We start from the raw sequence: 25687 nt of genomic DNA, 5'->3' as shown, positions 1-25687 counted from the left end.
GCCGCGCCTGGAAATTCTCTTTTCGGTTAGCGATAACAAGTAGGCCCTATGCAATTCACTCCTGATAGTGCGTGGAAAATCACCGGTTTTTCCCGCGATATTAGCCCGGCTTATCGGCAGAAACTGCTCTCCCTGGGAATGTTGCCCGGCTCTTCGTTTCATGTCGTGCGCGTGGCGCCGTTGGGCGATCCTATTCATATTGAGACCCGGCGGGTGAGCCTGGTATTACGTAAAAAAGACCTCGCGTTAATTGAACTGGAAGCGGTTGCGCAATAACACCTGACCCGGCACTAAGAGTCTGAAAAATGAAAAAATTAACCGTTGGTTTAATTGGTAATCCTAATTCCGGCAAAACAACGTTATTCAATCAGCTAACCGGCGCGCGCCAGCGGGTGGGGAACTGGGCGGGGGTCACCGTTGAGCGCAAAGAAGGCGCCTTCGCCACTACCGACCACCAGGTCACCCTGGTCGACCTACCGGGAACCTATTCGCTGACCACCATCTCCTCGCAAACGTCGCTCGATGAACAGATTGCCTGTCACTATATTCTCAGCGGCGATGCCGATCTGCTGATTAACGTCATCGACGCCTCGAACCTGGAACGTAACCTCTATCTGACCCTGCAGCTGCTGGAGCTGGGTATTCCCTGCGTCGTCGCGCTAAACATGCTCGATATTGCCGAAAAACAGCAAATCCGCATCGACGTCGACGCGCTGGCGGCCCGTCTCGGCTGCCCGGTGATCCCGCTGGTCTCCACCCGCGGTCGCGGCATCGAAGCGCTGAAAATGGCGCTCGACCGCCATGAACACAATCAGCCGCTGGAACTGGTGCACTATCCACAATCTCTGCAGCGCGAAGCCGATATGCTGGCGCAGGCGATGCCCGCTGATATGCCGCTGCGTCAGCGCCGCTGGCTGGGGCTGCAGATGCTGGAAGGCGATATTTATAGCCGCGCCTTCGCCGGCAACGCCGCCGACAAACTCGATCTGGCGCTGGCCAACCTGAGCGGCGAGATGGACGATCCGGCGCTGTATATCGCCGATGCCCGCTATCAAAGTATCGCCGCGGTATGCGATGCCGTCAGTAACACCCTGACCGCCGAGCCAAGCCGCTTCACCACGGCGATGGATAAAATTATCCTTAACCGCTTCCTCGGCTTACCGATCTTCCTGTTCGTGATGTACCTGATGTTCCTGCTGGCTATCAACATCGGCGGCGCCCTGCAGCCGATTTTCGACGCCGGTTCGGTGGCTATCTTCATTCACGGCATCCAGTGGCTGGGCTACACCCTGCACTTCCCGGACTGGCTGACCGTGTTCCTCGCGCAAGGGCTGGGCGGCGGTATCAATACCGTGCTGCCGCTGGTGCCGCAAATCGGCATGATGTACCTGTTCCTCTCCTTCCTTGAGGACTCCGGGTATATGGCGCGCGCGGCCTTCGTAATGGACCGCCTGATGCAGGCGTTAGGTTTGCCGGGGAAATCCTTCGTGCCGCTGATCGTTGGTTTCGGCTGTAACGTGCCTTCCGTTATGGGCGCCCGTACGCTGGATGCGCCGCGTGAACGCCTGATGACCATCATGATGGCGCCATTTATGTCCTGCGGCGCGCGACTGGCGATTTTCGCGGTCTTCGCCGCTGCCTTCTTCGGGCAGAACGGCGCGCTGGCGGTCTTCTCACTGTACGTACTGGGCATCGTGATGGCGATTCTTACCGGCCTGATGCTCAAATACACCATTATGCGCGGCGAAGCCTCGCCGTTCGTGATGGAGCTGCCGGTGTATCACGTACCGCACATCAAGAGCCTGGTTATCCAGACCTGGCAGCGCCTGAAAGGCTTCGTCCTGCGCGCCGGTAAGGTCATTGTGATTGTCAGTATTTTCCTCAGCGCGCTGAACAGCTTCTCGCTTAGCGGCAAAGTGGTCGATAACATCAACGACTCGGCGCTGGCTTCGGTTAGCCGAGTGATCACCCCAGTGTTTAAGCCGATTGGCGTGCACGAAGATAACTGGCAGGCAACCGTCGGCCTGTTTACCGGCGCGATGGCGAAAGAAGTGGTGGTCGGTACGTTGAACACCCTCTACACCGCGGAAGATATCCAGAATGAAGAGTTTAACCCAAAGGAGTTTAGCCTTGGCAACGAGCTGTTGGCCGCCGTCGATGAAACCTGGCAGGGGCTGAAAGACACCTTTAGCCTGAGCGTGCTGGCGAACCCGATTGAAGCAAGCAAAGGCGATGGCGAAATGGAAACCGGCGCCATGGGCGTGATGGGCAGCAAATTCGGCAGCGCCGCCGCCGCGTACAGCTACCTGATTTTCGTCCTGCTCTATATTCCATGCATTTCCGTGATGGGGGCAATTGCCCGTGAATCCAGCCGCGGTTGGATGATGTTCTCGGTGCTGTGGGGGCTTAATATCGCCTACTCGCTATCGACGCTGTACTACCAGACCGTGAGCTTTAGCCAGCACCCGCGCTACAGCCTGGTGTGTATTCTGGCGGTGATTCTGTTTAACGTCGTGGTCTTTGGCCTGCTGCGTCGGGCGCGGAGCCGGGTGGATGTTTCCCTGCTGGCGACGCGTAAAACCCCGACGTCCTGCTGCCAGAGTCCGGCCGGCGACTGCCATTAAGGAGCAATTATCATGGCATCGTTAATCGAAGTACGCGATATGCTGGCCCTGCAGGGGCGCATGGAGGCCGCACAGCTGAGCGCCCGCCTGCATACGCCGCAGCCGCTAATCGACGCCATGTTAAGCCGCCTGGAAGCGATGGGGAAAGCGGTCAAGATGACCGAAGATGCCGATGGCTGCCTTTCCGGCAGCTGTAAAAGCTGCCCGGAGGGTAAAACCTGCCTGCGGGAGTGGTGGTCTTTGCGCTGAATAGACATCCCGGATGGCGGCGCGTAGCGCCTTGTCCGGGCTATCTGCGGTGCGATTTGCTAGCCCTGCCAGGCACAGCGCTGGCAGGGAAAATCAGGCTTACTTATACACGTCGGCGTTCGCGTGAACCGTCTTCTCGTTCTTCTCGCCGGCAATGACCACGAAGTACTTACCGCCCAACTCATCCGCCTTCTTCGACAGATCGCGCTTCGCGTCCATCGGCGACGTGGTACGGGAAGTCGTGATGCTGCCGACCTTGGTCAGATTCATCTTCGCGACTTCATCTTTCTGGATCTCTTTCGCCGCGAACGCGCCAAAAGAGAGGGAGCCTATCACCAGAGATGCAACAATACCTGTAACAAGTTTCATAGCCTTTACTCTCCATAAGGTTGTTATTGTTAGTTTGCGGCGGCAAAAACGAAATAATCAACCACCGCAACAACCTAAGTATTGCCCGATCCTGATGATTTACCACGCGGCGCTAAAAATAATTATTCAGCCGCTTTTTCAACGCGATCAGAGGCTCACAAAATGGCTGGGGATGTGAAATAAACGGCGCATGGGCCGCCTTTTCGAAGACGATAGACTCACTTTGCGGCCACAGCTCATCCAATAACGGAACGATTTTACGCGGCACCAGCCCATCCAGGCGACCATAGAGGCGCAAAAACGGCATGGTTAGCGCGGCGAGCGGTTGACGCAAATCGGCGGTTTTGAGAATTTCCAACCCGCCGTTGAGAACCTCGGCAGGCGGCATCGGCAGCGACAGAACGGTGCTTTTCAGCGCCCGGGCGTCCTGGCGCGCGCTTTCGGTACCCATGGTTTGCAGGGCGAGAAAACGCTCGACGGTTCGCTGGAAATCTTCACTCAGCTGTTGCTGGAAGCCGCTCAGCACTTCCGGTTTAATCCCTGGCCACTGGTCGCGCGCGCCAAAACACGGCGAAGAAGCGACGGTCACCAGCGCCTGCACGCGTTGCGGGTGCTGCAGCGCCACCAGACTCGCCACCAGCCCGCCCAGGCTCCAGCCAAGCCAGATGGCCTGCTCCGGCGCTTTTTCAACGACCTGCTGCGCCATCTCTTCAAGCGTTAAAGCGCCAAAACCACCGCTGCGGCCATAGCCCGGCAGATCCACCAGGTGCAGGGTAAAATGCGTAGCCAGTTCCGGCGTGATGCAATCCCACACGTTGGCATTCAGCCCCCATCCGTGCAGCAGCACAAGATGACAATTTCCTTCGCCCGTGGTTTGCCACCAGATGTCATTCATCAGTTACTGTTCTCTTTCCATCACTATGAGGGGAATTATGCTAACAGCACACGGCTTATGCTGGCTATGCCAAATGCCGCTGGCTATCGCTCACTGGGGGATGTGCTCGCGCTGCACCGCCTCGTTGCTCATCTCACAATCACTCTGCCCGCAGTGCGGCCTACCGGCATCGGCCTCTAACGTTCCCTGCGGACGCTGCCTGCAAAAACCGCCGCCCTGGCAGCGGCTGGTTACGGTGAATAGCTATGCCCCGCCGCTAAGCGGACTGGTACATCAGTTCAAGTTTGCCCCTCATCCGGAGTTGGGACCCGCGCTGGCGCGGCTGCTTCTTTTACGCCTGCGCCTTTACCGCGCGCTGCCGCCGGTGGACCGGATTATCAGCGTGCCTCTCTGGCAGCGCCGCCACTGGCGTCGGGGATTTAACCAAAGCGAGGCGCTATGTCGCCCGCTGGCGCGGTGGATGGGCTGCGCCTGGCGCGGCGATGCGCTGACGCGAACCCGGCGTACCGCAACGCAGCACCAGTTAAGCGCCAGATTACGTAAGCAGAACCTGAAAAATGCTTTCCAGGTTGAATTATCCGTTCGGGGCCACCATATCGCCATTGTGGATGATGTCGTCACAACCGGAAGCACCGTCGCCGAGATTTCCCGCCTGCTTTTGCGAAACGGCGCCGCGACGGTTCAGGTATGGTGTGTGTGCCGTACCTTGTAGACCCCCGCTGATGGGCGTATTATAACCCAGTAAAATAGTCAACTATTAGGCCAACGCTATGATCCGTATTTCCGATGCTGCACAAGCGCACTTTGCCAAACTGCTGGCAAATCAGGAAGAAGGGACGCAAATTCGCGTATTTGTGATTAATCCCGGCACCCCAAACGCTGAGTGCGGCGTATCCTACTGCCCACCGGATGCGGTGGAAGACACCGACACGGCGCTGAAATTTGAACAGCTGACCGCGTATGTTGATGAACTCAGCGCCCCTTATCTGGAAGATGCTGAAATTGACTTCGTCACTGACCAACTCGGTTCCCAGCTGACGCTGAAAGCGCCGAACGCCAAAATGCGTAAGGTTTCTGACGATGCCCCGCTGATGGAGCGCGTCGAGTATCTGCTGCAGTCGCAGATCAACCCACAGCTGGCAGGCCACGGCGGCCGCGTTTCGCTGATGGAAATCACCGAAGACGGGCTGGCTATCCTGCAGTTCGGCGGCGGTTGCAACGGCTGCTCAATGGTCGACGTGACCCTGAAAGAAGGGATCGAAAAGCAACTGCTGAACGAATTCCCGGAGCTGAAAGGCGTGCGCGACCTGACCGAACACCAGCGCGGCGAGCACTCCTACTACTAAGCTTTCGCCTTCTCGCCCGGCAACAACCATTTGCCGGGTGAATTTCCCCTCCAGCATGTTACCGCGCAACATTTCTGACTAGTCGACATGTCAAAAACCCGGCAGAGAGTATGACTTAAGTCTCATATTTAAAATTTACCCCGTTCAGGGCATTCTCAAAGCTCACATGTTACCCGTATCATCCACGACAAGCACCACCGACAAAAAAATAGCCAGCTATCCTTTCTCTGGGTCAGGTATAAGCCAGCTTTACGGTGCCAGACATCCTTGTTCCTCTGCGGAACGGATACTGTAGATGTTCAGACTTTAACGTTACCCATAACAAGTTAAGGCCAGGTAAATCATGCCATTAGTCATCGTAGCTATCGGGGTTGCCCTGTTATTGTTGCTGATGATCCGTTTCAAAATGAACGGCTTCATCGCTCTGGTTCTGGTGGCGCTCGCCGTCGGATTAATGCAGGGTATGCCTCTGGATAAAGTCATCGTATCCATCAAAAACGGCGTCGGGGGCACGCTCGGCAGCCTCGCGCTGATCATGGGCTTCGGCGCCATGCTCGGTAAAATGCTGGCGGACTGCGGCGGCGCGCAGCGTATCGCCACCACCCTGATTGATAAATTCGGTAAAAAACATATTCAATGGGCCGTTGTACTGACCGGTTTCACCGTCGGTTTCGCCCTGTTCTATGAAGTCGGTTTCGTGCTGATGCTGCCGCTGGTCTTTACCATCGCCGCCTCCGCGCGTATCCCGCTGCTGTACGTTGGCGTACCGATGGCCGCGGCGCTCTCCGTCACCCACGGTTTCCTGCCGCCGCACCCGGGCCCGACCGCTATCGCGACAATTTTCCACGCCGATATGGGCAAAACGCTGCTCTACGGTACGATTCTGGCTATCCCGACGGTTATTCTCGCCGGTCCGGTTTTCGCCCGTTTCCTGAAAGGTATTGATAAGCCGATCCCGGAAGGCCTGCACAACCCGAAAACCTTCACCGAAGAAGAGATGCCGGGCTTTGGCGTCAGCGTCTGGACCTCTCTGGTACCGGTGATCCTGATGGCGATGCGCGCCGTCGCCGAGATGGTTCTGCCGAAGGGCCACGCCTTCCTGCCCGTTGCCGAGTTCTTCGGCGACCCGGTGATGGCGACCCTGATTGCGGTACTGATCGCGCTGTTCACTTTCGGCCTGAACCGCGGCCGCTCCATGGAGCAGATCAACGATACGCTGACCTCCTCTATCAAAATCATTGCCATGATGCTGTTGATCATCGGCGGCGGTGGCGCCTTTAAGCAGGTACTGGTGGATAGCGGCATGGATAAGTACATCGCCTCTATCATGCACGAATCCAATATGTCACCGCTGTTTATGGCGTGGTCTATTGCTGCGGTGCTGCGTATTGCGCTGGGTTCGGCTACCGTTGCCGCTATCACCGCGGGTGGTATCGCCGCGCCGCTGATTGCCACCACCGGCGTCAGCCCGGAGCTGATGGTTATCGCCGTGGGTTCCGGTAGCGTCATCTTCTCGCACGTGAACGACCCAGGTTTCTGGCTGTTCAAAGAGTATTTCAACCTGACCATTGGCGAGACCATCAAGTCCTGGTCGGTGCTGGAAACCATCATTTCCGTGTGCGGCCTGATTGGTTGTCTGCTGCTGGGGATGGTGGTGTAACCCTCCCTCCCTGAAATAAAAAGGCCGGGTGCGCATCATACGCCCCGGCCTTTTTATTATTCGTTTCCCGGATAGCGGCTAACGCCTTATCCGGGCTACCCGCTGGAAACCATCATTTCCGTGTGCGGCCTGGTTGGTTGTCTGCTGCTGGGGATGGTGGTGTAACCCTCCCTCCCTGAAATAAAAAAGGCCGGGTGCGCATCATACGCCCCGGCCTTTTTTGTTGCTCGTTTCCCGGATGGCGGCGCAAAGCGCCTTATCCGGGCTACCCGCGGTGCCGTTTTTGTCGGGTGGCGCTGCGCTTACCCGACCTACGGTCCGCGCGGCCTGCATTTAATTTATTCACCATGCTGGTTGAAACTGCCGGTGTTGGCGGCCTCAAAATCGCTGAGACGTTCCCGGAAGGCCGGGGGTACAGGGGGCGGTGGCGACTGACCGCCCCCTGTGCGCTCCCTGCGCCAGGAGAGACATAACGCAGAAGAAATATCGGGAGCGCAATGTGCCCGGAATTAACACAAAGCACATGTTTTCCCCGACCAAAACCGTTGCAAACCGATAACAGTATCTACCAGTAGCCCCGGTAAGCGCAGCGCCACCGGGGAATTCTCTCTGGATTAGCGGGCCTTGCGGCGCTTATCCAGGTCTTTAATCAGCTTATTCACCTGCGCATCGGCAAACATCTGCTCGAGCGTCACGGTAAGCTTACGCCGCCAGTTGGGATACTCGGTACTGGTGCCCGGGATGTTGACCGGTGAAGCCATCTCCAGCCAATCTTCCGGCTGCAGCCCAAGCAGGGCGCTGTTGCTGTCGGCGATATAGCGCTGCATCCCGCGATTGAGCGTTGAGGTCATCGCCATCAGCGAGGCTTTATGTCCGGCGCGCTTCGGCAAACAGCCGTGCCGATGCAGCGCATCCAGCAACCCCTGCTTCGCTTGTTCGCGATCGGCATATAAGCCGCGCAGCACCACTTCATCCGGATACAGGCCCAGCGTCTTCCCAAGCGTCAAATCGCCGCTCTCCCAATAACCGCGCAGCGTCGGTAGATCGTGGGTCGTCGCGACCGCCATCGACTGTTGCGGATAAGCCTTCGGCGCGCGGAACGTTTTATCAGGGCCATTCTCGAAGTAGACCACTTTGTACGAGTAGACCCCGCTTTTGCGCAGCTTGCCGACGATTTCGACCGGTACGGTGCCCAGGTCTTCGCCGATCACCATGCAGCGGTGCCGCTGGCTCTCCAGCGCCAGGATCGCCAGCAGGTCATCCACGGGATACTGCACATAGGCGCCGTGGTCGGCGGTTTCGCCATACGGTATCCACCACAAACGCAGCACCGACATCACGTGGTCAATACGTAACGCGCCGCAGTTTTGCATATTCGCCCGTAGCAGTTCGATAAACGGCTCGTAGGCGCGGGCAACCATGACGTGCGGATCCATCGGCGGCAGGCCCCAGTTCTGTCCCAGCGGGCCGAGGATGTCCGGCGGCGCGCCGACGGAAGCCTTCAGGCAATACAGCTCGCGATCGCACCACGTCTCCGATCCGCCTTCGGCGACGCCGACCGCCAGATCGCGATACAGGCCAATCGGCATCCCGTCCTGCTGGCTGGTGTGCCAGCAGGCGGCGAACTGCGTATAAGCCAGCCATTGCAGCCATAGATAGAAGCTCACCTCATCGGCATGCTCCGCACAGAAGGTTTTCACCTGCGGGCTACTCGTACTTTGATACGCCTCCGGCCATACCGGCCAGCCCCAGCGCATTGGATCCTGCTGGCTTTGCCAGGCATGCAGCGCATCAAACGCCGCCTGCCAGTAGAGACTTTCTCCCTCGCGCAGCACGAACTGGCGGAACTCCGCCATCTGCTCGTCTTCACGCTTAGAAAACTCAGCCCACGCCAGACGCAGCGCGGTCAGCTTCAGCGCGGTGACGGCGGTATAATCGACATCAGCGGTCTGCCGCGCGGCCTGCAAGGCCTGCTGGGTTTCCGCAAGCTGCCACCATGCCTGCGCGGCAGGGCTACGCTGGAAATCTTCCACCGCGTTGACGTCGATATAGATAACGTTGAGCCAGCGGCGCGATGACGGACTGTACGGGCTGGCGCTCTCCGGGTTCGCCGGATAGAGCGCGTGAATCGGGTTGAGACCGATAAACGCGCCGCCGCGACGGGCGATTTCCGGCAGCATGGCGCGTAGATCGCCGAAGTCGCCGATGCCCCAGTTATTCTCCGAACGCAGGGTGTAGAGCTGGACGCAGGCGCCCCATAGCTTTTTGCCCTCTTTGAGCGCCTGCGGTTCGTAGCAACGCGCCGGGGCGACGATCGCCCGGCAGTGCCAGCGTTCGCCATCCCGCGTGAGGGTCAGGGTGTGATAGCCCGTCGGCAATCGCCCAGGCAGGGTGAGCGCTTCGCCGCCGCGCGTCTCGCCCTGATACTGCTTACCTTCTTCGGTCGTCAGCAGCCAATGAAACGCGCCGCTTCCCGCGACCGACAGCTGCATTTTTTTACCGTGGGTAAAAACCTTGACGCTGGGCAGCGGTTCTACCGCCGCTTTCGCGGCAGTAGACGTACGATGCATAGCATCCAGCAAACGTTGTTTGGTGGCCGCCGCGATCGACTGCGGCTGCCCGTGCGCGTTGATATAGCTGGGGCTGATCCCCGCCGCCAGCGCGGCGTTATCAAGGCGTTTATTCTCCATAGGCCTGTCCTTAGCGTTTTGCCTGCCAGATACGTTGCTGATAATCACGGATAGAACGGTCGGAGCTGAACATGCCGCAGCGCGCGGTGTTGAGGATCGCCGCACGGGTCCAGGCTTCCTGGTCGCGATACAGTTCATCCACCTGCTTCTGCGCCGCGACGTAAGCGCTAAAGTCAGCCAGCACCAGGTACGGATCGCCGCCTTGCAGCAGGCTATGCAGCATCTGATCAAAGGCGTGTTTGTCGCCGCCGCTATATTTACCGCTTTCCAGCTCTTTCAGCACCGCGTCCAGCAGTTTATCTTTTTTGCGCCATTTCAGCGGATCGTAGCCTTTCGTTTTCAGCGCCTTAACTTCTTCTACGGTATGGCCGAAGATAAAGATATTGTCCTCGCCAACCTGCTCGGCGATTTCAACGTTGGCGCCGTCAAGGGTGCCGACGGTCAGCGCGCCATTCAGCGCCAGCTTCATGTTGCCGGTACCGGAGGCCTCTTTACCCGCCGTAGAAATCTGCTCGGAGACGTCCGCCGCCGGGATCAGCATTTCCGCCGCCGATACGCAGTAATCCGGCAGGAAGACCACTTTTAGCTTATCGCCCACCAGCGGATCGTTGTTGATCGCCTCGGCCACCTTGTTGATCGCCAGAATAATATTCTTCGCCAGGTAGTAGCCCGGCGCGGCTTTGGCGCCAAACAGGAAGACGCGCGGTACGCGGTCGGCCTGCGGGTTTTCGCGGATCTCTTTATACTGCGCCAGAATATTCAGCAGGTTGAGGTGCTGGCGTTTGTACTCGTGCAGACGCTTAATCTGGATATCGAAAATCGCCTGCGGGTTGATGTCGATACCGGTACGCCGCTTCACGAACTCAGCGAGACGCACTTTATTCGCCTGCTTAATGTCGCGATAAACCTGACGGAATTTGGCATCGTCGGCGTACTTCTCCAGCTTGATCAACTGGTCGAGATCGTTGGCCCACTCTTTCTTCAGCGTCTTATCGAGCAGGGCAGCGAGCGCCGGATTACACTGTTTAATCCAGCGACGCGGCGTAATGCCGTTGGTCACGTTATGGAATTTGTTCGGCCACAGCTGGTGATATTCCGGGAACAGATCCTTCACCACCAGATCGGAGTGCAGCGCCGCGACGCCGTTGACCGCAAAGCCGCTCACCACGCACATGTTGGCCATGCGAACCTGTTTATCATGGACCACCGCCAGCTTCGCCCACACCTGCTTATCGCCCGGCCAGGTTTTCTCCACCAGCAGTTTAAATCTGTCGTTAATCTCTTTGATTATCTGCATATGACGCGGCAGCAGCGCCTTCACCAGCTTCTCATCCCAGCACTCCAGCGCTTCCGGCATCAGGGTATGGTTGGTGTAAGCGAAGGTTTTGCTGGTGATGGCCCACGCATCGTCCCAGCTCATCTGGTGCTCATCAATCAGCACGCGCAGCAGTTCCGGGATGGCGATGGTCGGGTGGGTGTCGTTCAACTGGATCACTTCATAATCCGCCAGCTGATGCAGCTTGCGGCCAGCCAGATGGTGGCGACGCAGAATGTCCGCCACCGAGCAGGCGCACTGGAAGTACTGCTGCATCAGGCGCAGTTTTTTCCCCGCCAGGTGGTTGTCATTCGGATACAGCACCTTGGTCAATTTTTCGGCGTCGATACCCTGTTGCTCCGCGCGCAGGAAATCGCCGTCGTTGAATTTCGTCAGGTTGAACGGATGGGCATGCTTCGCCTGCCACAGGCGCAGCGGCTGCGCGACGTTATTGCGATAGCCAAGCACCGGTAAATCCCAGGCTTCGCCGGTAATCACGAAAGCCGGTTGCCATTCGCCGCTTTTGCTGACTTTACCGCCGATACCCACCTGCACATCCAGCGCTTCGTTGTGGCGGAACCACGGATAGCTGCCGCGTCCCCAGTCATCCGGCGCTTCCATCTGCTGGCCGTCAGCGAAGGATTGACGGAACAGACCGTATTGGTAGTTCAGGCCGTAACCGGTCGCCAACTGGCCAACGGTGGCCATAGAATCCAGGAAGCAGGCCGCCAGACGGCCCAGGCCGCCGTTGCCCAGCGCCGGATCGGTCTCTTCTTCCAGCAGGTCGGTCAGCTGAATGTCATACGCCTTCAGCGTCTCGCTCACTCCTTCATACCAGCCCAGGTTGAGCAGGTTATTACCGGTCAGGCGACCGATCAGGAACTCCATCGAAATGTAGTTAACGTGGCGCTGTCCTTTAACGGCTTCCGCCGCCGGTTGCGCCGCCAAAAGCTCCGCCAGCGCGCCGCTGACCGCGCGCCACCACTGGCGTTGAGTCATCTCTGCGGCTGACGATAAACCGAAACGCTGCCACTGACGCGTCAGTGCAGCCTGAAACTGAGCCTGGTTAAAAGAAGTCTGTGACATAAGAAATCCTGGTCCTTTACTAAAACGTTAGCCTTAGTGTGCCGACCTCCTGATGCCGCTGCCTCCTCCCGAGGGGGATTAGACAGGGAGGAGTAGCGGGGATGAGCGAAAATTGTGATCGCGGCCACTTTAACGTTAGCTCGTCGTCGGGAATTCGCCGCCTTATTGCGCGTGTAGAACAATAATTTCGCCAGCGCGACGAACGGCAAATTTGTTACAGCGCAATTCATATCGCCAGGCAAAATTTGCTCGTACCATTATCGTGAAATAAAAAACAAACAACTGACAGAATAAAAAGATGCCATGACAAAAATACGTGAAATAGATTAACCCTAAGAATCCACTGACGATAATTTAATAAAAACAATCAACTACGAAAAACACTGTGTAAAGTAATTTCGTCCCGGACGAAACCGTCGTAAACCGAGGCATGGCGCGTACTGGTACCGGTTTAAAGCTAATTAAAAACCGAAGCGAGAAATTGTGACCCAGAGCAAATTCAAGAGCATCAATTTTGGACATAACTTGCAATAACTTTCATTATCGCCGACCTTAGGAGTCATTAATTACGAAGCGCAAAAAAAATCCCCATCCCTTTCTTGCACAGCGAAAAAGTGAACTATGTTGATTCCGTCAAAATTAAGTCGTCCATCCCGTCTTGAACACACTGTGGTTCGCGAACGGTTGCTGGCGAAACTTTCCGGCGCGAACAATTATCGTCTCGCGTTGGTGACCAGCCCGGCAGGTTACGGCAAAACCACGCTCGTTTCGCAGTGGGCTTCGGGTAAGCATGACCTTGGCTGGTTTTCGCTCGATGAAGGCGATAATCAACAAGAGCGCTTCGCCAGCTATCTGATTGCGGCGATTCAACAGGCGACAGGCGGCCACTGCGCCGCCAGCGAAGCCATGGTGCAAAAGCGCCAGTACGCCAGCCTGCCGTCGCTGTTTGCGCAGCTGTTTATTGAGCTTGCCGACTGGCAGCGTCCGCTGTACCTGGTCATTGATGATTATCACCTGATTACCAATCCGGTGATCCACGACGCCATGCGCTTCTTCTTGCGCCATCAGCCAGAGACCATGACGCTGGTAGTGCTGTCGCGCAACCTGCCGCAGTTGGGGATCGCCAATCTGCGGGTGCGCGAGCAGTTACTGGAAATCGGCAGCCAACAGTTGGCTTTTACTCATCAGGAGGCGAAACAGTTCTTTGACTGCCGCCTCGCCTCCCCCATTGAAGCCGATGACAGCAGTCGCCTGTGCGATGACGTCGCCGGCTGGGCCACAGCCCTGCAGCTCATCGCCCTCTCCGCCCGGCAGAAAAATACCTCCGCCCAGCACTCCGCCCGTCGTCTCGCCGGGATTAACGCCAGCCACCTTTCCGACTATCTGGTCGATGAAGTGCTGGATAACGTCGATGCCCGTACCCGCAGCTTCTTGTTAAAAAGCTCGCTGCTGCGCTCGATGAATGACGCGCTTATCGTCCGCGTCACCGGCGAAGAGAACGGCCAGATGCAGCTGGAAGAGATCGAACGTCAGGGGTTGTTCCTGCACCGAATGGATGACTCCGGCGAGTGGTTCCGCTATCACCCGCTATTCGGCAACTTCCTGCGCCAGCGCTGTCAGTGGGAAATGGCCACCGAGCTACCGGAAATTCACCGCGCCGCCGCCGAAGCGTGGATGGCGCAGGGGTTCCCCACCGAAGCCATCCATCATGCGCTTGCCGCCGGCGATGCCGCTATGCTGCGCTATATTTTGCTCAACCACGCCTGGGGCATGTTCAACCATAGTGAGCTGGGTCTGCTGGAACAATCGCTGGCGGCGCTGCCGTGGTCGAATTTACTGGAAAATCCGCGGCTGATCCTGCTGCAGGCCTGGCTGATGCAGAGCCAGCATCGCTATAGCGAAGTGAATACCCTGCTGGCCCGCGCCGAGCAGGAGATGGATGTCGAAATGGACACCGCGATGCACGGCGATTTCAACGCCCTGCGCGCGCAGGTCGCTATCAACGCCGGCGATCAGGACGAAGCCGAACGTCTGGCAATGGTGGCGCTGGATGAACTGCCGCTGGCGAGCTATTACAGCCGCATCGTCGCCACTTCCGTTCACGGCGAAGTACTGCACTGCAAAGGCCACCTGAGTAAATCGCTGGCGGTGATGCAGCAAACAGAACAGATGGCTCGCCGTCATGACGTCTGGCACTACGCCCTGTGGAGCATGATCCAGCAGAGCGAGATTCTGTTTGCTCAGGGCTTCCTGCAGGCGGCATGGGAGATTCAGGATAAAGCTTTCCAGCTTATCCGCGATCAGCATCTTGAACAGCTGCCGATGCATGAGTTCCTGTTGCGCATCCGCGCGCAGCTGCTGTGGGCATGGGCGCGTCTTGATGAAGCAGAAGAGAGCGCCCGCAGCGGCATCGCGGTGCTGGCAAACTACCAGCCGCAGCAGCAACTGCAGTGCCTGGCGCTGATGGTGCAGTGCTCGCTGGCGCGCGGCGATCTCGACAACGCCCGCAGCTTATTAAACCGACTGGAGAATCTGCTGGGCAACGGCCACTATCACAGCGACTGGGTTTCCAACGCCGACAAAGTACGGGTGATCTACTGGCAGATGACCGGCGATAAAACCGCAGCGGCCAACTGGCTGCGCCAGACGCCGAAACCTGAATTCGCTAATAACCACTTCCTGCAAAGCCAGTGGCGCAACATTGCCCGCGCGCAGATCCTGCTCGGTGATTTTGATTCCGCCGAAATGGTGCTGGAAGAGTTAAATGAAAACGCCCGCTCGCTGCGGCTGATGAGCGATATCAACCGTAACCTGCTGCTGTTGAACCAGCTGTACTGGCAGGCGGATCGCAAGGGTGAGGCGCAAAAAGTGTTAATGGAAGCCTTAACCCTCGCTAACCGCACCGGCTTTATTAACCACTTCGTGATTGAAGGGGAAGCCATGGCCCAGCAGCTGCGCCAGCTGATTCAACTGAATACGCTGCCGGAGCTTGAGCAGCACCGCGCGCAGCGCATCCTGCGCGATATTAACCAGCATCATCGACATAAATTCGCCCACTTTGACGAGAGCTTCGTCGAACGGCTGTTAAACCACCCGGAAGTGCCGGAGCTTATCCGCACCAGCCCGCTGACCCAGCGCGAGTGGCAGGTGTTAGGGTTAATCTATTCCGGTTACAGCAACGAGCAGATCGCCGGCGAACTCGATGTCGCGGCCACCACGATTAAAACGCATATTCGCAATCTGTATCAGAAACTGGGCGTCGCGCACCGCCAGGATGCCGTTCAGCATGCCCAGCGGTTGCTCAAAATGATGGGATACGGCGTATAACGCCGTTTAGCAAAGCTCCAGCTGCAGGTTGTTGTCTTTAATCACCTTCAGCACGCCTGCGGGCGGCATGATATCGGTATAAACCGCATCGACCATACTAATGCTGCCCATGTTCACCATCGCATTACGCCCAAACTTCGAGTGATCCACCACCAGCATCACGTGGCGCGAGTTTTCGATAATCGCCCGCTTGGTGCGCACTTCATGGTAATCAAACTCCAGCAGCGAACCGTCGCTATCAATGCCGCTAATACCGAGAATGCCGAAGTCGAGGCGGAACTGGGAGATAAAATCGAGCGTCGCTTCGCCGATGATCCCGCCGTCGCGGCTGCGTAGCTCGCCGCCGGCAAGGATAATGCGAAAATCATCTTTCACCATCAGCGTATTTGCGACGTTGAGATTGTTGGTCACAATCCGCAGGTCATTATGGTCGAGCAACGCGTGGGCCACCGCTTCCGGCGTTGTGCCGATATCGATAAACAGGGTTGCGCCGTCGGGGATTTCGCTCGCCACTTTCCGCGCGATACGTTCTTTTTCCGCCGTCTGAGTCGCTTTCCTGTCGTGCCACGAGGTGTTGACCGAGCTGGAAGGCATCGCCGCGCCGCCGTGGTGGCGCAGGATCATTTTTTGTTCCGCTAAATCATTCAGGTCGCGACGAATAGTCTGCGGGCTGACGGCAAACTGCTCCACCAGTTCTTCGGTACTGACGTATCCCTGTTTTTTTACCAGCTCGATAATCGCGTCATGACGTTGTGTTTGTTTCATGAAATATCCCTGGGAATCTCTACGTTCGTTTTCGCACATTTAGCGTATCGACAAACGCCATCGCCAGCCCGACTGCCAGGCCCGCCACGTGCGCGCCATTGGCGATCGACATGCCGAAAACATCAAACCATCCTGCCACTAACCACACTAAAGAGAAGAGGATCAGACCACGCTGCAGATAAATACCGCTCTGCGGGTCGCGCTCGCCACGCAGCCAGACATAGCCCATTAACGCATAGACCACTCCCGACAAACCGCCGAACCACGGGCCGCTAACCTGATGCTGGACGAATCCGCTCAGCAGAGCGCTGATAATGGTAATCACCACCAGCTTACCGCTACCGATGCGCTTCTCCACCGCACCGCCGAGGTACCACCACCATAGCAGGTTAAACAGAATATGCATCAGCGAGAAGTGCATGAAAGCGTGGGTAAGATAGCGCCAGGCTTCGAATTTCAGCGAAGGATCGTAAGGCCAGGCAAGCCAGATCATCATCGTCTGATCGCCCAGAACGTTTTGCAGTATGAAGACCAGGATACAGGCCAGCAAAATCGCCCACGTAAACGGCCCGGCGTTGTTACGCAGGGTAGCTAAAAACGGGAAGCGTTGATAATGCAATCCGCTATTGGTATGCCCCGATTGCCAGCTGGCGGCGAGATAGCGCGGGTCGGCCGGGTTTTCGAGAAAACGGGCCAGCTCGGCCTGCACCCGCGCGGCCTGGCTTTCATCTGCCAGCCAGACATCGCTCTGCGTGTGCTGTTGGATAGTCAGGATGACGCCCTGCGTCGCCATATAGTCGACAAACGCCTGGGCCACGCGCGGGTTGGCAAAAGAGGTAATCATTAACATACAGCGGATCGCTTATTCCACACAAAGGGGGCTAGTATATACCGTACCGCGCTTATAGCGAGCCGTGCGCGACTTCCGCCGGGAAATGACGATGCCAGGCGTCAAAACCGCCATCGACGCTGTAGACGTTCTCGAAGCCCTGCTGCAGCAGATACTGCGCAGCGCCTTTACTGCTGTTGCCGTGGTAGCACATCACCATCACCGGCGTCTCAAAATCGTTATCGCGCATAAAAGCGCCCAGGGTATCGTTGGTCAGATGAAACGCGCCCGGCGTGTGCCCCATGGCATAGCTTTGCGGGTCGCGGATATCGACCAGCACCGCCTTCTGCTGATGCAGTTTCTGATGCGCTTCTTCTACATTGATACATTCAAATTGTTCCATGATTCTCTTCTCTATTGCACTTCATGACGGGCGGTGACCGACCCTGATTTTACCCGCTAGTGTACCGTCAGGCGGTAAATAAACGCCAATATGTTACATGCATCACTCTGAAATGTTTTTTTGATGTTACCAAAAGCGCGTTTGTTTGCTATAGTGAGCGATATCGAACATTTATGAGCTTAAACGAAAGCGAACGAGGTGCGAGCGTGGAAATCAAAGATCTGATTGTGATAGGCGGAGGCATCAACGGTGCCGGTATCGCGGCAGACGCCGCCGGGCGCGGTTTATCCGTGCTGATGCTGGAAGCGAGAGACCTTGCCTGCGCCACCTCAAGCGCCAGCTCGAAACTGATTCACGGCGGCCTGCGCTATCTGGAACACTACGAATTCCGCCTGGTCAGCGAAGCGCTGGCGGAGCGCGAGGTGTTATTAAAAATGGCGCCGCATTTGGCCTTCCCGATGCGCTTCCGCTTACCGCATCGCCCGCATCTGCGCCCGGCGTGGATGATTCGTATCGGTCTGTTTTTATACGATCACCTCGGCAAACGCACCAGCCTGCCGGGCTCGACCGGTTTGCGCTTTGGCGCGGAATCGGTACTTAAGCCGGAAATCGTGCGCGGTTTCGAATATTCCGACTGCTGGGTCGACGATGCGCGTCTGGTTCTTGCCAACGCCCAGATGGTGGTACGTAAAGGCGGCGAAGTTCGCACCCGCACCCGCGCTATCTCGGCAAAACGCGAAAACGGCCTGTGGGTGGTGGAAGCGGAAGATATCGATAGCGGCGAAAAATTCACCTGGCACGCGCGCGGTCTGGTTAACGCCACCGGCCCGTGGGTGAAACATTTCTTCGACGAAGGCATGCATCTGCGCTCGCCGTATGGCATCCGCCTGATCAAAGGCAGCCATATCGTGGTGCCGCGCGTACACACCCAGAAGCAGGCCTATATCCTGCAAAACGAAGATAAACGTATCGTGTTTGTCATCCCGTGGATGGATGAGTTCTCGATTATCGGCACCACCGACGTCGAGTACAACGGCGATCCGAAAGAGGTGGCGATCGATGATAAAGAGATCAACTACCTGCTGAACGTCTACAACGCGCACTTTAAAAAGACGCTGTCGCGCGACGATATCGTCTGGACTTACTCCGGCGTGCGTCCGCTGTGCGACGATGAATCCGACTCACCGCAGGCGATTACCCGCGACTATACGCTCGATATTCACGATGAGAACGGTCAGGCGCCGCTGCTGTCGGTATTCGGCGGCAAGCTCACCACCTACCGTAAACTGGCGGAACATGCGCTGGAAAAACTGACGCCGTATTATCAGGGGATTGGCCCGGCGTGGACCAAAACCGCCGTTCTGCCCGGCGGCGATATCGGCGGCGACCGCGACGACTATGCGGCGAAACTGCGCCGTCGCTTCGCGTTTATCAGCGAATCAATGGCCCGCCACTACGCCCGCACCTACGGCAGCAACAGCGAGTGGATCCTTGGCGAAGCGACTTCGCTTGCCGATCTGGGAGAAGATTTTGGCCACGAATTTTATGAAGCCGAGCTGAAGTACCTGGTCGAACACGAGTGGGTTCGCAGCCTGGATGACGCTATCTGGCGCCGTACCAAACAGGGGATGTGGCTGAATGCCGAGCAGCAGGCGCGTATCAGCGAGTGGCTGGCGCAACATACGGGAAAGTCTGAACTGTCGTTAGCGTCCTGACATACCCCGGGCGGCGGCTGACGCCTGGCCCGGGCTACATCACCGTCTGTAGGCCCGCGCAAGCGTAGCGCCGCCGGGCAATAACCGCGGGTAAAGCGCCGCTTTTGCGCCGGATAGCGGCTGCGCCTTATCCGGCCTACGGACAGTGCCAAGGTGAGCTTAAGATCTCTATCTTGTACCCATGGCCACTGAAACCACCGGTGTTGGCGGCCTCAAAATTGCTGAGACGTTCCCGGAAGACTGGGAGCGTAATGTGCTCTGAATTAACACAAAACACACGTTTTTCCCGAACCAAAACAGTTGCCAACCGATAACCGTATCTACGGCTTGCGCCTGACCCGGGTTACCGATTCACAAATTAAACGAGACTTTTTTTCCAGTCGGCAACGTGACATTTATACTTAGTTCCCCACCCAAGGCCGCAATGTAGCGCTTTAGGGTCGAAAGCCTCGGGTCGTTATCAGCCTGTTCCATTTTAGCGATCGTTGGCTGCTTAACCCCCATAGCCGCAGCCATCTCCGTTTGTGAAATTTGTAACTCTTCGCGAAGCAAGTTTAAAGCGACAGACTGGCGTATCTCTGCCGCTTTCGCTGCAATACGCTGCTGGCTTTCAGGACTCTGTTTCGCCATGAGTTCTTTTAGCGTGCCCATTATCGCTCCTTAGTCAGGTGCTGGCTGAATTCTCTATCAGCCAGGGTAATCATCTCTTTGTAAAAACGTTTCTCATTCATGCCATCCTTATTGCCCGCACATAAAACGATAGCTTTCCGAAGAGGATCAAAAGCAAAAAAGGCGCGGACTGGGAGCCCATGATGCTGAACCCGAAGTTCTTTCATATTCTGAAACTTTGAACCTTTTACCGTATCAACATACGGACGCCCAAGCTGCGGACCAAACTCAGACAGGATAAGCATCGTGGCCAACATATCCTCTTTTAAAGCTCTGCTTTGTAATTCGAACCAGGTATCAAACGTATCCGTCGTTTCTACATCCCACATAGACGATCCCTCATAGCCTAAAGGCTATCATCAACATTATAGCTATTAGGCTATGAACGTAAACTATTTGAGCATTTATCGTACTGCTGGCAAATTCACGTCAATAGTATATTCCCGCAATAGCCTGAATCCCTCCCGCCACTTTTCCGAATAAAACGTTCGCTACACAAACAGAAACGGGGCCAGTTTTGGCCCCGTTTTGCTGATGCTTAACCGATTACAAACGAACCGGGTCGATATGCCAGATATGTTTGGCGTACTCCTGGATCGTGCGGTCGGATGAGAAATAGCCCATGTTGGCGATGTTCATCATCGCTTTATTGGCCCACTCCTCCGGATGGCGGTACAGCTCGTCCACCTTATCCTGGCAATCAACGTAGCTGCGATAGTCCGCCAGTACCTGATAGTGGTCACCGAAGTTGATCAGCGAATCCAGCAGGTCGCGGTAGCGACCAGGTTCCGACGGGCTGAACAGGCCGGTGCCAATCTGCGTCAACGCCTGATGCAGCTCCTCATCCTGCTCATAGTAATCGCGAGGTTTATAGCCGTTACTGCGCAGGGCTTCTACCTGTTCCGCGGTATTACCGAAGATAAAGATATTGTCCTCGCCGACGTGCTCCAGCATCTCGACGTTAGCGCCATCCAGCGTACCAATGGTCAGCGCGCCGTTGAGCGCAAACTTCATATTACTGGTACCGGACGCTTCCGTTCCCGCCAGCGAGATCTGCTCGGAGAGATCCGCCGCCGGGATAATCAGCTGCGCCAGGCTCACGCTGTAGTTGGGGATAAACACCACTTTCAGCTTATCGCCAATCTGCGGATCGTTGTTCACCACCGCCGCCACATCGTTGATCAGATGAATAATATGCTTCGCCATATAGTAGGCCGACGCGGCCTTACCGGCGAAGATATTCACTCGCGGCACCCACACCGCCTGCGGATCGGCTTTGATCCGGTTGTAGCGGGTGATGACGTGCAGGATATTCATCAGCTGGCGTTTATATTCGTGGATGCGTTTGATCTGCACATCAAACAGCGCCTTAGGATTGACCACCACGTTCAACTGCTGGGCGATATAGTTCGCCAGCCGCTGCTTATTCTCAAGCTTGGCGCGGCGCACCGCCTGGTTCACCGTCGGGTAATCAATATGCTGTAGCAGATCGCTCAACTGGCTTAAGTCGGTGCGCCAGGTGTGGCCGATATTCTCATCCAGCACCTGCGACAGCGGCGGGTTCGCCAACGCCAGCCAGCGCCGCGGCGTGACGCCGTTGGTGACGTTGGTAAAGCGCATCGGGAAAATCTTCGCAAACTCGGCAAACAGCGACTCGACCATTAAGCGCGAATGCAGCTCGGACACGCCGTTGACTTTATGGCTGACCACGACCGCCAGCCACGCCATGCGCACCCGGCGACCATTGGATTCATCAATGATCGAGGTACGGCTCAGCAGAGCAGTATCGTTGGGATACTGCTCCTGCAGCGTCTTGAGGAAGTAATCGTTAATCTCGAAGATAATCTGCAGATGGCGCGGCAGGATTTTCCCCAGCATATCGACCGGCCAGGTCTCCAGCGCTTCGCTCATCAACGTATGGTTGGTATAGGAGAAGACCTGGCAGGTCACCTCGAAGGCTTCATCCCAGCTAAATTTGTGCTCATCGATCAGCAGACGCATCAGCTCAGGGATCGACAGCACCGGGTGGGTGTCATTGAGGTGAATGGCGATTTTCGCCGCCAGATTGTCGTAGGTGCGGTGCAGCTGGTAGTGGCGACTGAGGATATCCTGTACCGTCGCCGAGACCAGGAAATACTCCTGACGCAGGCGCAGCTCGCGCCCGGAATAGGTGGAGTCGTCCGGATAAAGTACCCGCGAAACGTTCTCGGAGTGGTTCTTATCTTCCACCGCCGCGAAGTAGTCGCCCTGGTTGAATTTACCGAGGTTGATTTCGCTACTGGCCTGCGCGCTCCACAACCGCAGGGTGTTGGTGGCATCGGTATCGAAACCGGGGATAATCTGATCGTAGGCTTCGGCGATAATCTCTTCGGTCTCTATCCAGCGGGTATTTTTTCCTTCCTGCTGCACGCGGCCGCCGAAACGCACTTTATAGCGCGTATTGTGCCGTTCGAACTCCCACGGGTTGCCGTACTCCAGCCAGTAATCCGGCGACTCTTTCTGTCGTCCGTCGACGATGTTCTGCTTGAACATCCCATAGTCGTAGCGGATTCCGTAGCCGCGGCCCGGCAGACCCAGCGTCGCCAGCGAATCGAGGAAGCAGGCGGCCAGGCGCCCTAAACCGCCGTTGCCTAAACCGGGGTCGTTTTCTTCATCAATAAGCTCTTCCAGATCGAGCCCCATATCGGCCAGCGCATTATTCACATCTTCATAAATCCCTAACGACAACAGCGCGTTAGAGAGGGTGCGGCCAATCAAAAACTCCATCGACAGATAGTAAACCTGCCGCACTTCCTGCGACAGCTGGGCTCGGTTTGAACGCAGCCAGCGCTCGACCATGCGGTCGCGAACGGCGAACAGGGTGGCGTTCAGCCATTCGTGTTTGTTGGCGATCGCCGGATCCTTGCCGATGATAAACATCAGCTTATACGCGATAGAATGCTTTAACGCCTCAACGCTCAGCGTGGGTGATGCATAACTAAAGGGTGCATTCATAGCCATAGCTCCTGTGGTTACATCAAGCGTTGATAGAGTTCACGATAGGATTTCGCCGCCACCTGCCAGCTAAAGTCCATATTCATCGCCTGACGCTGAACGTAGCGCCACAGCGATGGCCGCGACCACAACACAAAGGTGCGCCGGATGGCCCGCAGCAACGACACCGCGTTACTGTCCTCAAAGACAAAGCCGCTGGCGACGCCGTCGGCGAGGTTTTCCAGCGAACAGTCGGCCACGGTATCGGCGAGACCGCCGGTGCGGCGCACCAGCGGCAGAGTGCCGTATTTCAGGCCATACAGCTGAGTCAGACCGCACGGTTCAAAGCGGCTGGGAACCAGAATCACATCGGCGCCGCCCATGATGCGGTGCGAAAACGCCTCGTGATAGCCAATCTGCACGCCGACCTGGCCCGGATGTTCGGCGGCGGCGGCGAGGAAGCCCTCCTGCAGTACCGGATCGCCGGCGCCCAACAGCGCCAGTTGCCCGCCCTGCTCCAGCAGGCCCGGCAGCGCCTCCAGTACCAGATCCAGCCCTTTTTGGCTGGTCAGGCGGCTCACCACGGCGAACAGCGGCGCTTTGTCATCCACCTTCAGCCCCATGGCGATTTGCAGCTGCCGTTTATTCTCGGCTTTCTCCTCCAGGCAATCGCGGTCATAGCGTGCCGCCAGCAGCAGATCGCTTTGCGGATTCCAGATACCATCATCGACGCCGTTAAGGATGCCAGACAAGCGGCCCTCGTGTTGGCGCTGACGTAGCAGCCCTTCCATGCCGTAGGCATATTGCGGTTCGGTGATTTCCCGCGCGTAGGTTGGGCTCACCGCCGTGATATGGTCGGCATAGTACAGACCGGCTTTGAGGAACGAGATCTGGCCGTTAAATTCGAGGCCGTGCATGTTATAGAACGACCACGGCAGCTCTATCTCATTCATATGCCAGGAGTAAAACATCCCCTGGTAGGCGAGATTGTGCACCGTAAACACCGATTTCGCCGGACGCCCACGCGCCGCCAGGTAGGCCGGCGTCAGGCCCGCATGCCAGTCATGGGCATGCACCACCTCCGGGCGCCAGAATGGATCCAGCCCGCAGGCCATTTCGCTACCTACCCAGCCGAGCAGCGCAAAGCGCAGCACGTTGTCAGTATAGGCGTTCATGTTGGCGTCGTGATACGGGCTCCCTGGGCGATCGTAGAGATGCGGCGCGTCGATCAGATAGATACCGACGCCGTTAAAATGGCCGAACAGCAGGGTGATGCGCCCGGCAAAGGTATCCCGGCGGGTGACGACCTGCGCGTCGGTAATTCCGCGGCGGATATCCGGATACCCCGGCAGCAGCACGCGGGTATCCACGCCGTCTGCGATCTGCGCCGCCGGCAGCGCGCCGATAACGTCAGCCAGACCGCCGGTTTTTAACAACGGGAACATCTCTGAACATACGTGTAAAACCTGCATTATCGCTCCTGTTTGTGCCCCAGTTTCCGCAGCATGTCGCGCGTAACCAGCACGATCCCTTCTTCTGAACGATAGAAGCGGCTGGCATCTTCTTCCGCATTCTCCCCAATCACCATCCCTTCCGGGATGACGCAGGCGCGATCTATCACGCAGCGGCGCAGGCGGCACGAGCGCCCGACCCAGACATCCGGCAATAAGACTGCCGAATCAATGTTACAAAACGAATTCACCCGCACCCGCGGGAACAGTACCGACTGCACCACTACTGACCCGGAGATAATGCAGCCGCCGGAAACCAGCGAGTTCAGCGTCATGCCGTGACTGCCGGAGCGGTCCTGGACGAACTTCGCCGGCGGCAGCGATTCCATATGGGTACGGATAGGCCAGTGCTGGTCGTACATATCGAGCTCCGGCGTCACCGAGGCCAGATCGAGGTTGGCCTTCCAGTAGGCTTCCAGCGTCCCGACATCGCGCCAGTACGGCTCGGCTTGCGGGTCGGACTGCACGCAGGAGAGCGGGAAAGGATGTGCATAAGCCATGCCAGCTTCGGTAATTTTCGGGATGATATCTTTGCCGAAGTCGTGGCTGGAGTTTTCGTCGAGATCGTCGGCGGCCAGCAGTTCATAAAGGTAATCCGCATCAAAGACATAGATGCCCATACTGGCAAGCGAGCGGGTAGCGTCGTTCGGCATCGCCGGCGGGTTGGCCGGTTTCTCGACGAACTCGATGATCTTCTCGCTTTCGTCGACCGCCATCACGCCAAAGGCGGATGCTTCTTCGATGGGCACCGGCATACAGGCGACGGTGCAGCGCGCGCCTTTTTCGACATGGTCGATCAGCATGCGCGAGTAGTCTTGTTTGTAGATGTGGTCGCCGGCGAGGATCACCACATATTCGGCTTTATAGCGACGAATAATGTCGAGGTTCTGCGTCACCGCATCGGCCGTACCGCGATACCAGTTTTCACCGTGTACCCGCTGCTGCGCCGGCAGCAGATCGACAAACTCATTCATCTCTTCGCTGAAGAAAGACCAGCCGCGCTGGATATGCTGCACCAGGGTGTGCGACTGATACTGGGTAATCACGCCGATGCGGCGAATACCTGAGTTAAGACAGTTAGATAACGCGAAGTCGATAATACGGAACTTACCGCCAAAGTGGACGGCAGGCTTCGCGCGCTTAATGGTTAAATCCTTAAGCCGGGTACCACGCCCGCCAGCAAGGATCAGCGCCACCGATTTGAGAGGAAGTTGACGCGCCAGCATCAACGGATCGTTCTTTTCAAGCCCAACCATGATTA

At 57.1% G+C, this 25687-nt stretch carries 20 protein-coding genes; 8 read left to right on the top strand and 12 right to left on the bottom strand.

Translation table 11 applies throughout. The features are described from left to right. Window positions 1-48: 48 nt before the first annotated feature. The 3 genes from feoA to feoC are packed head-to-tail and all read left to right on the top strand — an operon-like array spanning window position 49 to window position 2873. Complete coding sequence (gene feoA / locus ABLV66_RS01735; protein ID WP_015703677.1) at window positions 49-276, top strand: ferrous iron transporter A; 228 nt, start codon at window positions 49-51, stop codon at window positions 274-276. Window positions 277-305: 29 nt separating this feature from the next. Continuing rightward, the gene (gene feoB, locus ABLV66_RS01730) at window positions 306-2624 is read left to right on the top strand and encodes a Fe(2+) transporter permease subunit FeoB (RefSeq protein WP_348876553.1); all 2319 of its coding nucleotides are present in this window, start codon (window positions 306-308) and stop codon (window positions 2622-2624) included. Between the two features lie 12 nt (window positions 2625-2636). Then, a complete protein-coding gene (gene feoC / locus ABLV66_RS01725) occupies window positions 2637-2873 on the top strand; it encodes a [Fe-S]-dependent transcriptional repressor FeoC (RefSeq protein ID WP_063415097.1) in 237 nt (78 codons plus the stop codon). A 99-nt stretch (window positions 2874-2972) separates the two neighbouring features. On the opposite strand, the gene ABLV66_RS01720 is transcribed toward feoC, so the two are convergent. After that, window positions 2973-3242, bottom strand: coding sequence for a YdgH/BhsA/McbA-like domain containing protein (locus tag ABLV66_RS01720; protein ID WP_015369359.1), 270 nt, complete (start codon window positions 3240-3242; stop codon window positions 2973-2975). A gap of 112 nt (window positions 3243-3354) precedes the next feature. Then, window positions 3355-4137 carry a pimeloyl-ACP methyl ester esterase BioH gene (gene bioH, locus ABLV66_RS01715; RefSeq protein WP_348876554.1) on the bottom strand — a complete coding sequence of 261 codons (783 nt, stop codon included), beginning with the start codon at window positions 4135-4137 and terminating at the stop codon, window positions 3355-3357. 37 nt (window positions 4138-4174) lie between these two features. Here bioH and gntX point away from each other — a divergent pair, with 37 nt between their 5' ends. The 3 genes from gntX (at window position 4175) to gntT (ending at window position 7143) form a co-directional block, all read left to right on the top strand. Beyond that, a complete protein-coding gene (gntX, locus tag ABLV66_RS01710) occupies window positions 4175-4849 on the top strand; it encodes a DNA utilization protein GntX (protein ID WP_348876555.1) in 675 nt (224 codons plus the stop codon). A 58-nt stretch (window positions 4850-4907) separates the two neighbouring features. Continuing rightward, a complete protein-coding gene (gene nfuA, locus ABLV66_RS01705; protein WP_015369356.1) occupies window positions 4908-5483 on the top strand; it encodes a Fe-S biogenesis protein NfuA in 576 nt (191 codons plus the stop codon). A gap of 343 nt (window positions 5484-5826) precedes the next feature. Beyond that, window positions 5827-7143, top strand: a complete 1317-nt coding sequence (gene gntT / locus ABLV66_RS01700; RefSeq protein ID WP_047078876.1) for a gluconate transporter — start codon at window positions 5827-5829, stop codon at window positions 7141-7143. A gap of 614 nt (window positions 7144-7757) precedes the next feature. On the opposite strand, the gene malQ is transcribed toward gntT, so the two are convergent. Beyond that, the gene (malQ, locus tag ABLV66_RS01695) at window positions 7758-9833 is read right to left on the bottom strand and encodes a 4-alpha-glucanotransferase (protein ID WP_348876557.1); all 2076 of its coding nucleotides are present in this window, start codon (window positions 9831-9833) and stop codon (window positions 7758-7760) included. A gap of 10 nt (window positions 9834-9843) precedes the next feature. Next, complete coding sequence (malP, locus tag ABLV66_RS01690; protein ID WP_348876558.1) at window positions 9844-12234, bottom strand: maltodextrin phosphorylase; 2391 nt, start codon at window positions 12232-12234, stop codon at window positions 9844-9846. 621 nt (window positions 12235-12855) lie between these two features. Between malP and malT the strand changes: the two genes are divergently transcribed. After that, complete coding sequence (gene malT / locus ABLV66_RS01685; RefSeq protein WP_348876559.1) at window positions 12856-15561, top strand: HTH-type transcriptional regulator MalT; 2706 nt, start codon at window positions 12856-12858, stop codon at window positions 15559-15561. Between the two features lie 6 nt (window positions 15562-15567). On the opposite strand, the gene ABLV66_RS01680 is transcribed toward malT, so the two are convergent. From ABLV66_RS01680 to glpE, 3 genes are read right to left on the bottom strand one after another with little or no spacing between them, the layout of a single operon-like run. Beyond that, entirely contained in the window at window positions 15568-16326 is a 759-nt protein-coding gene (locus ABLV66_RS01680; protein WP_015369351.1) for a DeoR/GlpR family transcriptional regulator, read from the bottom strand. 19 nt (window positions 16327-16345) lie between these two features. Further along, window positions 16346-17176, bottom strand: coding sequence for a rhomboid family intramembrane serine protease GlpG (gene glpG / locus ABLV66_RS01675; protein WP_015703685.1), 831 nt, complete (start codon window positions 17174-17176; stop codon window positions 16346-16348). 52 nt (window positions 17177-17228) lie between these two features. Then, the gene (gene glpE, locus ABLV66_RS01670) at window positions 17229-17558 is read right to left on the bottom strand and encodes a thiosulfate sulfurtransferase GlpE (protein ID WP_015369349.1); all 330 of its coding nucleotides are present in this window, start codon (window positions 17556-17558) and stop codon (window positions 17229-17231) included. Between the two features lie 206 nt (window positions 17559-17764). Between glpE and glpD the strand changes: the two genes are divergently transcribed. Beyond that, window positions 17765-19273 carry a glycerol-3-phosphate dehydrogenase gene (glpD, locus tag ABLV66_RS01665; RefSeq protein WP_020077778.1) on the top strand — a complete coding sequence of 503 codons (1509 nt, stop codon included), beginning with the start codon at window positions 17765-17767 and terminating at the stop codon, window positions 19271-19273. A gap of 351 nt (window positions 19274-19624) precedes the next feature. Here glpD and relB read toward each other — a convergent pair whose 3' ends face one another. From relB to glgC, 5 genes are all read right to left on the bottom strand, one after another. Further along, window positions 19625-19924: a type II toxin-antitoxin system RelB family anti-toxin gene (gene relB / locus ABLV66_RS01660; protein ID WP_045394831.1), complete on the bottom strand. Its 300-nt coding sequence runs from the start codon at window positions 19922-19924 to the stop codon at window positions 19625-19627. Further along, the gene (locus tag ABLV66_RS01655; RefSeq protein WP_045394830.1) at window positions 19924-20271 is read right to left on the bottom strand and encodes a type II toxin-antitoxin system RelE/ParE family toxin; all 348 of its coding nucleotides are present in this window, start codon (window positions 20269-20271) and stop codon (window positions 19924-19926) included. Before ABLV66_RS01655 ends, relB begins: the two co-directional genes overlap by 1 nt. A gap of 217 nt (window positions 20272-20488) precedes the next feature. Further along, a complete protein-coding gene (gene glgP, locus ABLV66_RS01650; protein ID WP_348876560.1) occupies window positions 20489-22936 on the bottom strand; it encodes a glycogen phosphorylase in 2448 nt (815 codons plus the stop codon). 17 nt (window positions 22937-22953) lie between these two features. After that, the gene (glgA, locus tag ABLV66_RS01645; protein ID WP_045394829.1) at window positions 22954-24387 is read right to left on the bottom strand and encodes a glycogen synthase GlgA; all 1434 of its coding nucleotides are present in this window, start codon (window positions 24385-24387) and stop codon (window positions 22954-22956) included. Then, the gene (gene glgC / locus ABLV66_RS01640) at window positions 24387-25682 is read right to left on the bottom strand and encodes a glucose-1-phosphate adenylyltransferase (RefSeq protein ID WP_015703688.1); all 1296 of its coding nucleotides are present in this window, start codon (window positions 25680-25682) and stop codon (window positions 24387-24389) included. Before glgC ends, glgA begins: the two co-directional genes overlap by 1 nt. Window positions 25683-25687 lie beyond the last annotated feature (5 nt).

This window comes from Klebsiella sp. CN_Kp073, from assembly GCF_040065495.2.
In the GTDB taxonomy this organism is placed as follows: domain Bacteria; phylum Pseudomonadota; class Gammaproteobacteria; order Enterobacterales; family Enterobacteriaceae; genus Klebsiella; species Klebsiella aerogenes.
The sequence above is the reverse complement of the archived record's forward strand: the minus strand, read 5'-3'. Positions and strand labels throughout refer to the sequence as shown.

What these genes read in the sequence shown, in the direction of transcription:
- feoA (WP_015703677.1), top strand. Translation starts at nt 49, where the DNA reads ATGCAATTCACTCCTGATAGTGCGTGGAAAATCACCGGTTTTTCCCGC.
- feoB (WP_348876553.1), top strand. Translation starts at nt 306, where the DNA reads ATGAAAAAATTAACCGTTGGTTTAATTGGTAATCCTAATTCCGGCAAA.
- feoC (WP_063415097.1), top strand. Translation starts at nt 2,637, where the DNA reads ATGGCATCGTTAATCGAAGTACGCGATATGCTGGCCCTGCAGGGGCGC.
- ABLV66_RS01720 (WP_015369359.1), bottom strand. Translation starts at nt 3,242, where the DNA reads ATGAAACTTGTTACAGGTATTGTTGCATCTCTGGTGATAGGCTCCCTC.
- bioH (WP_348876554.1), bottom strand. Translation starts at nt 4,137, where the DNA reads ATGAATGACATCTGGTGGCAAACCACGGGCGAAGGAAATTGTCATCTT.
- gntX (WP_348876555.1), top strand. Translation starts at nt 4,175, where the DNA reads ATGCTAACAGCACACGGCTTATGCTGGCTATGCCAAATGCCGCTGGCT.
- nfuA (WP_015369356.1), top strand. Translation starts at nt 4,908, where the DNA reads ATGATCCGTATTTCCGATGCTGCACAAGCGCACTTTGCCAAACTGCTG.
- gntT (WP_047078876.1), top strand. Translation starts at nt 5,827, where the DNA reads ATGCCATTAGTCATCGTAGCTATCGGGGTTGCCCTGTTATTGTTGCTG.
- malQ (WP_348876557.1), bottom strand. Translation starts at nt 9,833, where the DNA reads ATGGAGAATAAACGCCTTGATAACGCCGCGCTGGCGGCGGGGATCAGC.
- malP (WP_348876558.1), bottom strand. Translation starts at nt 12,234, where the DNA reads ATGTCACAGACTTCTTTTAACCAGGCTCAGTTTCAGGCTGCACTGACG.
- malT (WP_348876559.1), top strand. Translation starts at nt 12,856, where the DNA reads ATGTTGATTCCGTCAAAATTAAGTCGTCCATCCCGTCTTGAACACACT.
- ABLV66_RS01680 (WP_015369351.1), bottom strand. Translation starts at nt 16,326, where the DNA reads ATGAAACAAACACAACGTCATGACGCGATTATCGAGCTGGTAAAAAAA.
- glpG (WP_015703685.1), bottom strand. Translation starts at nt 17,176, where the DNA reads ATGTTAATGATTACCTCTTTTGCCAACCCGCGCGTGGCCCAGGCGTTT.
- glpE (WP_015369349.1), bottom strand. Translation starts at nt 17,558, where the DNA reads ATGGAACAATTTGAATGTATCAATGTAGAAGAAGCGCATCAGAAACTG.
- relB (WP_045394831.1), bottom strand. Translation starts at nt 19,924, where the DNA reads ATGGGCACGCTAAAAGAACTCATGGCGAAACAGAGTCCTGAAAGCCAG.
- ABLV66_RS01655 (WP_045394830.1), bottom strand. Translation starts at nt 20,271, where the DNA reads ATGTGGGATGTAGAAACGACGGATACGTTTGATACCTGGTTCGAATTA.
- glgP (WP_348876560.1), bottom strand. Translation starts at nt 22,936, where the DNA reads ATGAATGCACCCTTTAGTTATGCATCACCCACGCTGAGCGTTGAGGCG.
- glgA (WP_045394829.1), bottom strand. Translation starts at nt 24,387, where the DNA reads ATGCAGGTTTTACACGTATGTTCAGAGATGTTCCCGTTGTTAAAAACC.
- glgC (WP_015703688.1), bottom strand. Translation starts at nt 25,682, where the DNA reads ATGGTTGGGCTTGAAAAGAACGATCCGTTGATGCTGGCGCGTCAACTT.